12 protein-coding genes and 1 pseudogene are annotated in these 13008 nt (G+C 57.1%); 11 read left to right on the top strand and 2 right to left on the bottom strand.

Annotated features, from left to right (window positions below; all coding sequences use genetic code 11):
• Positions 1 to 351 precede the first annotated feature (351 nt).
• From BMW76_RS29460 to BMW76_RS29500, 9 genes are all read left to right on the top strand, one after another.
• Complete coding sequence (locus BMW76_RS29460) at positions 352 to 1101, top strand: hypothetical protein (protein WP_090871676.1); 750 nt, start codon at positions 352 to 354, stop codon at positions 1099 to 1101.
• Positions 1102 to 1111: 10 nt separating this feature from the next.
• Positions 1112 to 1807 (top strand): hypothetical protein, encoded by a 696-nt coding sequence (locus BMW76_RS29465; RefSeq protein WP_143062348.1) that lies wholly within the window; start codon positions 1112 to 1114, stop codon positions 1805 to 1807.
• A gap of 711 nt (positions 1808 to 2518) precedes the next feature.
• Positions 2519 to 3154, top strand: a complete 636-nt coding sequence (locus BMW76_RS29470; protein ID WP_245763424.1) for a hypothetical protein — start codon at positions 2519 to 2521, stop codon at positions 3152 to 3154.
• 24 nt (positions 3155 to 3178) lie between these two features.
• Entirely contained in the window at positions 3179 to 3538 is a 360-nt protein-coding gene (locus BMW76_RS29475; protein ID WP_090871680.1) for a hypothetical protein, read from the top strand.
• A gap of 108 nt (positions 3539 to 3646) precedes the next feature.
• Positions 3647 to 4519 carry a hypothetical protein gene (locus BMW76_RS29480; protein WP_245763425.1) on the top strand — a complete coding sequence of 291 codons (873 nt, stop codon included), beginning with the start codon at positions 3647 to 3649 and terminating at the stop codon, positions 4517 to 4519.
• A 52-nt stretch (positions 4520 to 4571) separates the two neighbouring features.
• A complete protein-coding gene (locus tag BMW76_RS29485; RefSeq protein ID WP_090871682.1) occupies positions 4572 to 5273 on the top strand; it encodes a glycoside hydrolase family 25 protein in 702 nt (233 codons plus the stop codon).
• A gap of 101 nt (positions 5274 to 5374) precedes the next feature.
• Positions 5375 to 5827, top strand: a complete 453-nt coding sequence (locus BMW76_RS29490) for a D-Ala-D-Ala carboxypeptidase family metallohydrolase (RefSeq protein ID WP_090871683.1) — start codon at positions 5375 to 5377, stop codon at positions 5825 to 5827.
• 114 nt (positions 5828 to 5941) lie between these two features.
• A complete protein-coding gene (locus BMW76_RS29495) occupies positions 5942 to 7732 on the top strand; it encodes an Ig domain-containing protein (RefSeq protein ID WP_143062349.1) in 1791 nt (596 codons plus the stop codon).
• 454 nt (positions 7733 to 8186) lie between these two features.
• On the top strand, positions 8187 to 9377 hold the full coding sequence (locus tag BMW76_RS29500) for a GH25 family lysozyme (protein WP_177200532.1): 1191 nt from the start codon (positions 8187 to 8189) through the stop codon (positions 9375 to 9377).
• A gap of 528 nt (positions 9378 to 9905) precedes the next feature.
• Here BMW76_RS29500 and BMW76_RS29505 read toward each other — a convergent pair.
• Together BMW76_RS29505 and BMW76_RS29510 are read right to left on the bottom strand one after the other, a co-directional pair.
• Positions 9906 to 10115, bottom strand: a complete 210-nt coding sequence (locus BMW76_RS29505; RefSeq protein WP_143062350.1) for a hypothetical protein — start codon at positions 10113 to 10115, stop codon at positions 9906 to 9908.
• A gap of 20 nt (positions 10116 to 10135) precedes the next feature.
• Positions 10136 to 11092: a hypothetical protein gene (locus BMW76_RS29510; protein ID WP_143062351.1), complete on the bottom strand. Its 957-nt coding sequence runs from the start codon at positions 11090 to 11092 to the stop codon at positions 10136 to 10138.
• A gap of 32 nt (positions 11093 to 11124) precedes the next feature.
• Here BMW76_RS29510 and BMW76_RS29515 point away from each other — a divergent pair.
• Both BMW76_RS29515 and BMW76_RS29520 read left to right on the top strand, forming a co-directional pair.
• Positions 11125 to 12449 (top strand): annotated as a pseudogene (locus BMW76_RS29515) (IS5 family transposase).
• Positions 12450 to 12634: 185 nt separating this feature from the next.
• A partial coding sequence (locus BMW76_RS29520; RefSeq protein ID WP_177200533.1) for a transposase domain-containing protein occupies positions 12635 to 13008 on the top strand: 374 nt, incomplete at its 3' end.

Below are 13008 nucleotides of genomic sequence, written 5' to 3' on the forward strand. Positions count from 1 at the left end.
GACATTGGGGTCCGGCCAGTGTGGCACTATTGCTTCGCTAGGAAATTTGATCTGCTCACCATAGTAGAATTCGTTCAGTTCCTTACTACACTTTGAAGTATATCTCTCGCCTTCGGTATCTTGGCCTGTAGCTCCGAGTGCAGTGTCGTCTCCAATACGTCTCGCACCCTATCTCTTGCTCACAAAAAGGTGGATGTGCGCAAACGCACACTCAGCATACGTTACATTTTCATTTCTTTACTAGACTCGATTCGAGGGAGAAACGGAATCCCGTCATTCCGTGAGCGAAATTTTGACGTTCTTCATGCGATCGTACATATTCAGTAAAGTCATACTAGATTGAGAAACGATATGAACACACTTTCGCAGACGGAATCGTCATTAGACGATCTTCTGAAACTCGCCAACATAGAAAAGACGAAAGTCGAATCTGAAAAGCTGAGACTTGAACTGGAGTCGGCCCCCCAAAAGGAAAGGAAGGCATATTGGACTGATATTGCAAAGATTGTCGGAGGGGTGATTTTAGGCGCAGGAGGCTTGATGGCCGCAGTTACGCAATATGAGGTAGGAGAGATGCGTGCCAAGACTGCGAAGAATGATCTGGACAAGGCGGTATCGGAAAGAGCCGCAGCGGACGCAGCAGCGTCCGCTGCCAAACGTGATCTTGCGGATGCCTTGGAAAAGAAAAGGGTCGTCGTTGAAGAACACGCTTCACTGGAAAAGCAGAACGCTTTACTCCGCCAAAATCTGGCGAAGACAGACCACGCCTTACTTAATGCGCAGCCGCAAATCGTTCGGCCTCGTCTGACATATATTCAGTTTCAAGGGTCCCTGAAACGCGAGTTCATCGACGCCCTCCGCGAGTATTTGAAAACGGAGTCTTTCAACGCACCGGCGGCCGAGCGAGTCGGTGGACCATGGACAACACGCGTCAAATACTTTACTGCGAATGACCAGGCGATCGCGGAGAAGCTCGCGAAATCAGTGGAAGGATTTCTTACGGACCAAGGATGTCCGAGACAGATCCCTGTGACGCTTGATAAGGCTCCTGCCGGAGAAACCCCTCCCCTTGAAGTATGGCTCGCTGGATCGTGTAAGTGACGTATCGATCATGTTTTCCGAAAACCCCGTCGGCAAGGAAGTTTTGCCACCATCCGACAGTGGTAACCCTATTGCTCACGTCAAACACGGACGGTCACGCTTCTTGAAGATGCGGAAGTGGCTTGCGTGGAGTTCCCTAACACGCAATATTCTGGCATCAATCAAAGACGGGGGTTTGATTGCCATTGTGGTCGCACTAATTTTGTTCAATGAGCAAGTGCTCGATTATCTCGACGACAAGGCGTTCGCATTCATACCGCCCCATCCTCCCATCGACGTTCCGAAAGCACTAGAACGGCTCAATCGCGGTGCAGACACGATGCCAATCACAAAACGGGATATCGGTCTCGTCAATGGTTCAATGCAAAGCAAATCGCGGCAGAAGGCGATGCGTGCAGAGGTGCGGTTAATCCGAAGCGATGAAGCCGCCTTCATTAACGACTGGGCGATTGTCCTTGCCGGCCGCTCAGACGTAGCCGCTGCTTTGCAAGAGGCAAAGAGCGTCGCGCTCCGTCCGGATTTGCGGACCCAAGTATTCAAGAAAGAACAGATTCGGCTTGTCGTAGCCGTGGGGAACTCCGACGATGCGAAAGCATTAATGACGGTTGCTTCAAAAATGGGATATCCAGACGCCACGCTGGTTAGCCTTTCCTCATGGTGCAAGGCGTCTGTAGTGAGCGGTGCACTCATTGAGTGCCACGGATAGGAAGCGCGGATTTTATCGCTTGCAGGTTTTGACTGGATGATGCTGAAATCATTTGGCGAGGCCACTGGTCTCCCAATCGCGCCATGGCGCGGGCGCGATGGATTCCTGACTTTCGTCCTTTGGGACCTGATATGCCAGATGGCGAGCCTGGGGCGCGACGGACATTACGCATGGCCAGCACGCGCCTCCCGACCTCCAGGGTGCTGGAAGGCCGTGTGTTCTCGAGCTCATATACGAATCAGTGCACGTGGGGCGCCTACCAACTCGCGTGGGACCGCGCGTACCGGCCCAAAATGGCATTCGTCATCCGCCCTCTCTTCGTTTCACAACGCGATTGAACGAGAGCCAATTTTTCCATGTGCGTTTAATCTTTTTGGGACTGAACGATAGCGTTTGCCTCCAAGGCAGCTAGGAATGCTACCCAACCAAAAAACGATCGGTCGTGAATGCGAGAAGCGTATTGTCTGTGCGCCAGCCGACATATCTCGCAAATTTGACGTTAGGGAATGCCTGACAGCAAGTCACGCTCCTTTCGACTACTTTTCAAAAACATTAGCGCAGAAAAACGAGAACTTTACGCGTCTTCCATGAGGGCCTCAGATGATGCGGCGTTGCAGAGCATTTCTGCACGCCTGCCGTCAGGACACTCATCGCGTGTCGGTCTACTTCGAATGCGCACGTCCCCGTTCTCGTTGATTCGAGGAGCAGATCATGGTCGGCTTGGTACGTCGCTGGCGATCATCGACCGCGACCATCGCGTTTGCCACTGTAGCGGCGGCGATTCTTTCTGCCTGCACGATCCAGTTGGCCCCGGCCCCTGACAAGGCGCTGAGCGATGGGATCAAAGGTCTGAACAACGACATCATGACCTTATACGCGACCGCAGGCATGGCGGCTACGAGGGACAGTTTCCCGCAGCGGGCCGACCGATACAACAAGATCATCGGAACTGCCGACGCCTTGGCGTTGCAGTCGCAAAGCCGCCCGGTTCCCGATAGCGCCATCAGAGACAAAGTCGAAAATGCCCTCCACGCGCGCTTCGTTTCCGACCCGCAACCGTCTGCTGCTGCCACCAGTGCGATGAAAATGGCAGCCGACGAATGCGCCGATGCTCTGCATGTACCGCGAACGCCAGCCATTCCACCCGTCGCCCCCGTACCTGCCGATACGCAACAGTACATCCCGGCAAGCGCGATGGCACTTACCCAGGTTTCGCGCGCCATCGCATTCCTGCGCGACACCGACTGCGCCCACGGCCTCAATAGCGGCCGGGTTGCAGTGAATAAAGGCGAAGTACAGCACTTCATTTCAGAAGCACTTTTCTACGAGTACATGTTGCAAAGATAGATTGTCGCGACTTAAGGAGCTGTCATGGCACTGGATCTGACCCACACCGCTTCTATCTTCAAGACCGACATCCTGTCGGCCGTCAAAAACGTGACGAGCAAGGATCTGCCCGCCGCGGCCGGATTCGCTCAAAGCCAGCTCCAGTCGCTTGCCCAACAGTCTGCGCTCGTCGCTGGGATGATCGAGGCCAATGCGTTCACTCCCGCCGAACAGATCTTCTATCTCGATGGTCTCGAGCAAATGGCAAAGGGGTTTGCACAGACGGTGATTCAGGTTATCGAGATCGAAATCGAGAAGTTGATTAACGCGGTGGTCTCGGCGATTTATGACGCCATCAACAGTGTGGCAGGTGTTGCGTTGGTCGCACCTCGTGTGACGGCATGAAAGTGGAGCGCAAAGCCGTCGGTATTGACCAGGCAGAGGCCCACGCATAGGCCGCATATAGGGGCCGGGCGTCAGGTGATGAAGCGAAACCTCTTAGGCAGAGGCACCATGTCGAATATCCAGATCGTGCCCGCATCGCAAGTCGATAGCGAAATGGCACCTGACTTTTCCTCGCCGAAATACAGGATGCTGGCGCAAGGCGACTCGTGGTTCTCGATTAATGGCCTGAACCTGTTCCGGGCGTCATCCCTGCTGCCGCATCTGGACTTCGGTGCGTCCACGATCGCCGTGAACTGCGCGGACCCCGGCGATACGCTCGCACACATGGTGGACTGGCGAAGAGACCCGTGGTTCGCCAGCTACCTGTGTGGTCCGCGCGAACGGCCGTGGGACGCCATGCTGCTTTCGGCGGGCGGAAACGATCTCATCGATGCACTGGGTGTCGGACCGACCGATCCGCACGGTACGCCGCATCCCCCAAGCGACCGTCTGCTGCTGACCCCGGCAGAGCGCGCGCAGCTTCCTGCTGGAAGTTATCTGTCCGAAGACGGATGGTCGATCTTTGCCGCGCATCTGCAGGCACAGTTCGTAGCGCTCGATTCCATGCGAGCGGCCAGCAAGAACAACCGCGATGTGCCGATCATCACGCACACCTACGACTACCCGATGCCGCGCGACGTCGGTGCGGGGCTGCATTTCGGACCGTGGCTATTCCCCGCATTGGTCAGCTATCAAGTGCCGGCCACAGACTGGCAGTCGCTAGCCAAGGTGTTGCTCGATCGCCTGTTCGGACTGGTGAGCAGCATGCCATTGAAGAACTTCCATGTCGTGAAGACGCTTGGCACGTTGCAGCCTGCCGACGTCAACCCGCAGATCAAAAGCGCCGACTGGCTGAATGAGATTCACCCGACCTCCGCAGGGTACGCGCAGATTGCGGCCAGGTTCTGCGACGAAGTCGCCACGCAGAGAATGCTGCCGTGACCAGGCTCACAGCTGGAAGGAGCCGTTCGAAGATCAGTTAAAGGAGCTTGACATGCCCGTTACCGTTGCAGGAACCATCGATGCGATCGTCGACCTCCATCACGACAGGCCGTTCGACGCCGCCAAGGCGAAAGCGGACGGCATCGCCGCGGTCATCCATAAAGCCAGCGAAGGTGCGACGTTCAAAGACGACCAGTACAAAACACGCCGGGAAGCAGCGCGAAAAGCTGGCTTGCTCTGGGGCGCGTATCACTTCTCGAGCGGTCGACCCGTCGCCGACCAGGTTCGCAATTTCCTGGAGGCAGTGGAATGGGGCGCTGCCGGCGTGGATAACACCGGCACCCTGCTCTGCCTCGATTTCGAGCCGAGTACCAGTGGACCTGACATGACACTCGATCAGGCACACGAGTTCGTGACGGCCATCAAGAACAAAAGCGGACGCTGGCCAATGATCTATGGCGCGAACATGCTTCGCGACGCCGTTCAATCGCATGGCGCGGACCCGATCCTGAAGAACTGTCCGTTGTGGTATGCGCGCTATCGTGACCAACCCATAGGAATACCCGTGGACACCTGGCCGAAATTTACGCTATGGCAGTACACGGACGGCAAAGCCGGTCCGTTGCCACAGGAGGTGAACGGCATGGGGCACACCGATCGCAACTGCTTTGCCGGTTCGCTCAATGGTCTCACAGAGTCGTGGCCGTTTGCAGACTATTTCAAAAGCGCGCCGTCCTCGACTGACCAGGGATGATGGTGAGTATGCACAGCCGCGTCGCAGAACGCCGCTGGCGAATCGGCGGTCAGACGCGCGACGCCTTCGTAAACCCGTGATCCTGATCAAAGGAGGTCGACATGACGCAACTGTCCCCACACTTTGGGCTCGCCGAATTCACGCAAAGTCAGACCGCGATACGGCGTGGCATTAATAACACGCCCTCGTCTGCGGCAATCGACAACCTCACACGCGTGGCGCAATTGCTGGAAAGCGTGCGCACACTGCTCGGCAACCAGCCGATATCGATCTCATCGGGTTACAGATCGCCGGGTGTGAATGCTGCCGTCGGTGGCGCACCGAATAGCAGGCATCTTTTGGGACTCGCCGCCGACTTCACTTGTCCGTCGTTTGGCGAGCCACGCGATATATGCCTCAAGATCAAAAGCTCCGCGCTGATTTTCGATCAGCTGATCTTCGAGGGGACTTGGGTACACATCGGACTTTCACCGGCAGGCGAACAGGTCAGGCAACAGATCCTGACTGCGCACTTCAAGGGCGGGACCGTCACCTATACCGAGTCCGTGGTGTAAGCGATGAACAGGGGAGCCTCTTATGTTCGATACTCATTGCAGTTGGTGCTTCTGCTCGCATCTTTTTTGTGCTTCGACCTCGCCGCAGGGCAAGCGTCCGGATCGGCCGCATCGGTGCCTGCAAGTACAGGTGCTTCTAACACCTCCGACGTAACGGCCTCTCAAACAAATGCCATCGACGACAAGAAGATTGCCGACACGGCATGCACCGCGCAATCGGCCGAAGCCACGGTCAGCCAGATCGGAAAGATCGCGGCGTCCACGGATCGCGTGCGTGCGGTAAGCAGCCTGGTTTACGTGCCCGACTTCGGATCGATCGACGTATTGCTTTACAGGCCGTTCGCCGGTGCACAGGAGAAGGATGATAAGCGCGTGAGCTATCGCGCCGTCCTGATGGACACGGATACGGTCAATCTCTTGACCAGCACGGGCCGCCAGACGAATCGCGACATGAACCCGATCATCGCGCGTTTCGCGGAGATATATCCCGCCGCACGAGTGTCCGCCGAGGCGGCGACGACCGGCGAAGCGGGTACCGATTTCATGCGTCGCGAATCCACCGAGTCGAAGACGATTGTGCGCTTCGGCCCGGATCTCAACCACGTCCCACTATGGAGCAGCCGCGCCGTGGTATTCGTCATCGGCTGTTCCGGCGCGGATGCGAGCGTGCCCGCGTTTATCGCCTCGTTCGATACGCGCGTGTCGAACAAGGCGTGGTGTTTAGCCTTCGCCGTGTTCTTGTGCATCCTTAGCTACTGCCTCGCGGTGCTGGCGACCTTTTTCATTCGCAAGTCGCAGCGCATGGCTGACAAGGCCGGCCCCGATCATCCGCAAACGGGCACCAATTACGCTTCGTGGCAGCGGCACTTCGATCCGGTCGTGCTAACTGCCGGAGCCAACGGGCGCGGCAGTCCTGCGAAGCTGCAGGTCCTGTTCTTCTCACTGCTCATTCTCGGACTGGTGTTCTACATCTGGATGCTCACCGGGCATCTCACGGGATTGTCGACCACGGTCCTGCTATTGATGGGCATTTCGGGGCTCGGAGCAACGGCGTCGGCCGGCGCCGAATTGACGAAGAACCGGCTTGATTTCGAGAACTGGGCATGGCTGATCGATCGCGGCTGGTTGCCTGCGGGCGGCGTAGCGGAAGCGAACCTCGCGCAATGGAAGGACATCGTCGCGACCGACGGCGAATTCGACGTCACGCGTTTTCAGATGGTGACCTTCAGCGTGTTGGTCGGCCTCGCGTTGCTCGGGGCTGGCGCGCATCAAAACGATTTGAGCTCGTTCGACATACCTCAGGCTTTGCTCGGCATTCTAGGTCTGAGTCAGGTCGTCTATGTGGCGGGCAAGCTCGTCGCGCCGCCGTCCATTTCGGATCTGAACAAGCAACTGGCCGTTCTGCGGCAAGCCGAAACCACGCTACGCAACAAGCTCGATGAGGCGAATGCGCGCGTGCTAGGAGACACCGTCGTCCTGCTGGCCGAAGACGACAAGGTCAAGGTCGCGAAGGTCGCGTATAGCACCTATCTGGAGGCGTGGCAAGCGGCGCGCACGATGTTCGAGACCACACTCGGGCGACTCGTGCCGAAGCAGGCCGAAGAACTCAGGCCGCCTTTTCCGGTTCCGCATGTGGTATGCGCGACGGCCGGAAAGCTGCCCGACGCCCGCGTCGGTGAGGCCTATAGCACGATCCTGTCCGCCATCGGTGGCAAGGGGCCGTATACGTGGAGTCTCTGCAAGGGAGATCTGCCGCCCGGACTCTCGCTCACGTCTAATGGCGTGCTAAGCGGCATACCTACGGCTGCAAGGAAATTCGATTTCACGTTGCAGGTGATGGACACGGCGCAAACAACGGCTACGGAAGCGTTCACGCTTTCTGTTCGCGATGTTGCGGCTGGATGACCTCGCTCCGGCCAACCACCGTTGCGACCAATCGGCTTTCGCTGAACCACGTGCTCACTCGCACGGAGACACTCTTCTCACGTATGTAGGAGAGCGACGCGAGGGGCGGTCGCCCCTGCATAACGCAGGAGGCGCTAATTTCTGCACTGCTGCCGATGCTGTATTCGATTCGCAGCGAACGCATGTTTTCAGCGAGGGTCGGGCACAAACCTCAGACTCGCTGAAGTCACACAGAGTCAGACAGCTAAACGACGAGTTATCGAAAGCACACCGTCGGAATCGACGTTCGAGGTTTAAATCGCGTGCGTCGTAGCCCGGACAGAAGGTTGAGAGACTAAGTGAGACTATACCGATAGCGCACCGCTTGGCTTTATGCTTGTAGCCAACTCACGCTGCATAGATATCGATGCCTCCCTGATCAATCCATAGAGAACGTTTGGACCTGGAGACTGCCGTGGATCATTCCCACTCTTCTGATAGCGTCGTGTGTTCTCGATGCACCGCAAATAACTCACTGAAGAATAAATTTTGCGGGCAGTGTGGAGCTCCGCTGGACATTGCAAGCGGTCAGGTGGCCGCCTACCTCGATGCGAACTTGAAGGGTCGCATCGATGAAGTCCTGAAAGAACGATTTCGTGAGCAATCGGTTGTGGAAACGGAATTGGCTGCGCGGGTGGCAGAGCGAATTTCGAGTTGGGCGAAACTTTTTGGCGTCTACGTGGGTATACCATTGCTCGCGGCCGGTGCTTACCTCGCTTGGATCGGATTCGACGTCAATAACAGTCTGACGCAGCTTCATCAAAAGCTAAATGAAATAAAGAAGAGTAGTGACGAGCTTGCCAATCTGGTCAGCGCGACCAAACAACGTGCCGATAACCTCGCGAAGCCTGCGGACGAACTAGAGCGCAAGATTGCGGAAAGTTCAGCTTTATTGGCACAAGTACCAACTCTCGTAACTTCCGTGACCCAACTCAGTGATCGAATCGCTAGAACGGGCGCGAACCAGCTATTGGAACTCAGAAACAAGGGTCAAGCTGTGGGTATTGATGCAAGCCATTTCGAAGGTCCATTGCAAGTGGCGAAGCTTAAGACAGCAGGCGTCTCCTTTACTTTTTTGAAGGCAAGCGAAGGCAAGAGTCTTCGCGATCCGCAGTTTATGGCAAATTGTAGATCAGCTCACGATGCCGGCCTTGCATGTGGCGGATATCACGTACTTCATAGCGGCGACCCCGAAAGCCAAGCTAGAACTTTCATTGATTTGTTGAAGGAAGCACCGGTGGATTTGCCGCCAGCGGTCACGTTCGAGCCCGGCGCCGCAGGGAGATCTCCAACTCTCCGGGACTTAAAGATATTCGCCAGCGCCGTTGAGCGCGGCTACGGTTGCACGCCCATAGTGTACGGTGGGACCTTTCTGAAATCAGTCGCAACCACGGCCGACAGCGACCTGGCTAGATATCCTCTCTGGCTCGCACAATACTCAACCGCACCAAGCGTGATAGCCCCATGGAGAAACTGGACCTTCTGGCAATTCACTGATCGACTTTCAATCAATGGGCTTCCCGGACTGGATTTCAACACGTTTAACGGGAGCACAGCCGACTTGAAGGAATTCGTTTCGAAAGTTTGCGCTTCATCGAAGCGTTAGGAACTTTGGCAGAAAAGGTCAGCAATCCTCTTTTAGATGGCCGGAGCGGACACACGTCGGAATTCTGGCCCCACATGATGATTTCTGACCGACCGCCCTGCAGGTTCTGTTGAAAGGCAAACCCTTAGGCGACAATTTCTTGATAAAAGTAATCGCGTCACCGGATATGGACCGGCAGGTACGCGACACGCCACCGTCAGCAATCCGCCGCATCGCTGAAGTAGACCTCAACCCGCCTCAAGGTCCGCTAAGGCCGACAAGTGCGGGTTGAGCATCGGGCGGGTTTCGGAGTGGACAAGCCGTTCGCGTGACCACTGCATGGCTCAGGCGAGTGGCAGAAAGTGGCCGATAATTACCAATCCGTGCGCAATCGGAGAGAGCGTTGCGCGAGTGGCAGCGCACCCTCTTCGGACATAGAATGCTTCGTCCGTTAATTGACGGCTTTCGAGGTCGTACGGCGGTCAACCACGTTGGTTGCAGTGTCCGGCTCGATCGAAGCGTCATTTATACCCTCGTGCGTATCAGCTATCACACTAGAGCAATTGCATTGCCTGATTCTAGTAGTAGGAGTTGTATCCCGTAACGCTGAGATGCCTCATCGATCGTCCGTTCGATGATGTCTTCGTCGAGACCCATAAACCGTGCGAAGAATTTGATCGTTGGAATATCAGACCCGACCGTGTTTGCCAGGCCAATTGCTGCGAGGCCGCGCACGAGGTCGAAATCGTTGTCAAGCACGCCGAGCAAACCGCATTCACTCATCCGACGCAGGACATCGTCGACGGCCCCTCGCTGGCCTGCAGGGTCGCGAGCGTGCCATAGGTCTTGGTCGCTGCCCTCAGGCAGTTCAACTTATTATGCTCAAAGAACATGCGCAGCCGTGGATCGTCTTTCGCATTCTCCAATGCGTCTTCAAGGTCGCGATGCACGTTAGCGCTAATCGTCTGATTCACTGCATATCGGAAGACCCGTTGCAACTCGGCCTGATCGATATCCCCAAACGACCGAACGAGGTAACGGTGCATCTCTGAGACAAATACTACCGCCACGTATTGCGAGCTGGAGGGCAGCACAACCATTAGACTGCCCTCGTGCTCCCCATAAGGAAGATCGCTCTCCAACTCGTAGCGAATAAGCGGAGCGTCGACGGATTCGATTCGAGTCCCTGGCGGACCCGCCTTCGCCAGCGCCGCCACCGATCCCATGGTCAGGTACTTGCGTTCCTCCAACGTCATGAACGCATGAGCCGCGAACTTACTGAGCCGCCCTTCATCGTGGATATCGGAGGAGAGAGCGAGCAGTTGCTCCGTCGCGATCCAGCTTTGCCTGTTATCGGCGCCTATGGCTTCTTCAACGGGAAGCCCGTGGGCACATGCTTCCTCCCACATAGCTACACTTTCTGCTAAATCGTTGCTCTCGTCGAGGAGACTGCCAAACCGCCCGTAAATGTAGTTTGCAATAGCTTCGGATGTTCGAACCTCATCGGCTTCTTCGGACAACAGTACGAGAACCAAATTGGGGTCGTCGTAAATATAACTGCGCATGTATGAAAGAAAGAGTTCTCGGTCGAGAAACGCAGGCACGCGTCCAGCCAGCGTCGCCCACAGCACCTTGACTGATAGATAGTTCGGCTTGAACAATCGGGAAAGTCTTGTGCGGTGAACCCATTCGGCAGAAATGGCATTGTGGGAATTGCAGGGACCTGGCATATTCATGCATAAATCCTGCAAATCCTGACGAGGTGCGGATGGGTCCCAAGACGCCTGTGACAGAGGGAGATTTCTTCCGGCAGCCGCTGCGTGAACAGATCAATCTGAAGCATCCGCTGGTTCGCCTGGCCAAGTTGGTCAAGTGGGATCGGCTGGGCGCATCGATGAGCGAGAGCTTCGTGTCGCGCAAGGGGCGGCCCGCAACTTCGCCCAGGCTGATCGCGGGCCTGCTGTATCTGCAGCACGCGTTCGACCTGTCTGACGAAGAGGTCGTGTGGCAATGGGTGGAGAACCCGTACTGGCAGGTTTTTACGGGCGAAACGTACCTGCAGACTGAGCCGCCGATCGACCCCTCGAGCCTGACGCGCTGGCGCAAGCGGCTCGGGGAGGCGGGAGTCGAAGAACTGCTGGCCGAGACAATCGAGGCCGCAAAGCGTGCCGGTGTAATCAAGGCTGCGAGCGTGAAACGCGTGATCGTCGATACGACCGTCATGCAGAAGGCGATCGCGCATCCCACCGATTCTCGCCTGCTCGAGCGATGTCGCGAACATCTGGTGAAGGCCGCAGCGCGTCACGGCCTGAAACTGCGGCAGAACTACAACCGCGAGGCGCCACACCTGGCACGTCAGATTGGCCGATACGCCCATGCCAAGCAGTACAAACGGATGAAGAAGGTGTTGCGTACGTTGCGCTCGCGCGTGGGTCGGGTGATGCGTGACGTGGAGCGGCAGATCGATGCGGTGTCCGACGGCAGTCGCCCGGCCCTGCAAGAACTGATTGGCCGCACGAAGCGGATCCTGTCGCAAAAGGCCAAGGACAAAAACAAGCTCTACGCACTGCATGCGCCAGAGGTGGAGTGCCTGGCCAAAGGCAAGGCGCGCACGCCGTATGAGTTTGGGGTGAAAGTGTCGATCACGACGACGCACAAGGAAGGTCTGGTCGTGGGAATGCGCTCGATGCCGGGCAATCCCTACGACGGGCACACACTTGCAGAAGCGCTCGAGCAGGCGGCGATCCTGAGCGACGTCACGCCGGAAATCGCCGTCGTCGACCGTGGCTACAAGAGTGTTGCTGTCGACGGCGTGAAGATCTACCACCCAGGCTTGCGGCGAGGCATCACACGCGGACTACGGGCGATGATCAGGCGACGCAGCGCAATTGAGCCAGCCATCGGCCACATGAAGACAGACGGGAAGCTGGACCGGAACTGGCTGAAGGGCACACTCGGCGATGCGGGATCATCCGCAGGTTGTGACCGGCACCACATAGCACCGCGTGCATCCTCAGGAAGCTGCAGCTTTTTTGCGCCCTCGCTCTTCTCGCATTGTTCGCCCCTGTCGATCAGACAACGCCCGTCGTCTGACGCCGACGACAGACGAAAACGCTTTATTCAGGGCCGACTAGATAGCCGGCAAGATAGCCCTCCTCGCATTCGAAAGGCCCCGCGTAAATCCCTAATGCCGTTCAGTTAAGCGCTGAACGGCATTTTTGTTTTGGTTGCGAGAAGGTGTTGTAAACGACACGCCGAGCTGTTAACTTTTCGGCGCGATGCTTTCCAGTCACCTGACCTTCCTGCTCGAAGCGCAACAGCCGGCCGACCTCAGCCGGCTGGCTGAGCATCTGCCCTACGAATGGATCGAACGGGCGGTGCAGGCTACGGGGGCGGCGAGTATTCGGCGGCGGCGCTTGCCTGCTGAGCAGGTGGTCTGGCTGGTAATCGCGCTGGCGATGTACCGGCACTGGTCGATTAGCGAGGTGCTCGACAGTCTCGATCTGGCCTTGCCCAACGAGGCCGCGCCGTTTGTCAGCAAGAGCGCGGTGGTGCAGGCACGCCAACGCATCGGCGAGGCACCGATGGCCTGGCTGTTTGAGCAGACGGCGCGGGCGTGGACGACTCAGGACGCGGCTCACCATGCGTTCAA

Source organism: Paraburkholderia diazotrophica, from assembly GCF_900108945.1.
GTDB classification, from domain to species: Bacteria; Pseudomonadota; Gammaproteobacteria; order Burkholderiales; family Burkholderiaceae; genus Paraburkholderia; species Paraburkholderia diazotrophica.

Coding starts and splice junctions, on each gene's coding strand:
- BMW76_RS29485 (WP_090871682.1), top strand. CDS start 4,572: ATGCCCGTTACCGTTGCAGGAACCATCGATGCGATCGTCGACCTCCAT.
- BMW76_RS29465 (WP_143062348.1), top strand. CDS start 1,112: ATGTTTTCCGAAAACCCCGTCGGCAAGGAAGTTTTGCCACCATCCGAC.
- BMW76_RS29490 (WP_090871683.1), top strand. CDS start 5,375: ATGACGCAACTGTCCCCACACTTTGGGCTCGCCGAATTCACGCAAAGT.
- BMW76_RS29460 (WP_090871676.1), top strand. CDS start 352: ATGAACACACTTTCGCAGACGGAATCGTCATTAGACGATCTTCTGAAA.
- BMW76_RS29475 (WP_090871680.1), top strand. CDS start 3,179: ATGGCACTGGATCTGACCCACACCGCTTCTATCTTCAAGACCGACATC.
- BMW76_RS29470 (WP_245763424.1), top strand. CDS start 2,519: ATGGTCGGCTTGGTACGTCGCTGGCGATCATCGACCGCGACCATCGCG.
- BMW76_RS29510 (WP_143062351.1), bottom strand. CDS start 11,092: ATGAATATGCCAGGTCCCTGCAATTCCCACAATGCCATTTCTGCCGAA.
- BMW76_RS29480 (WP_245763425.1), top strand. CDS start 3,647: ATGTCGAATATCCAGATCGTGCCCGCATCGCAAGTCGATAGCGAAATG.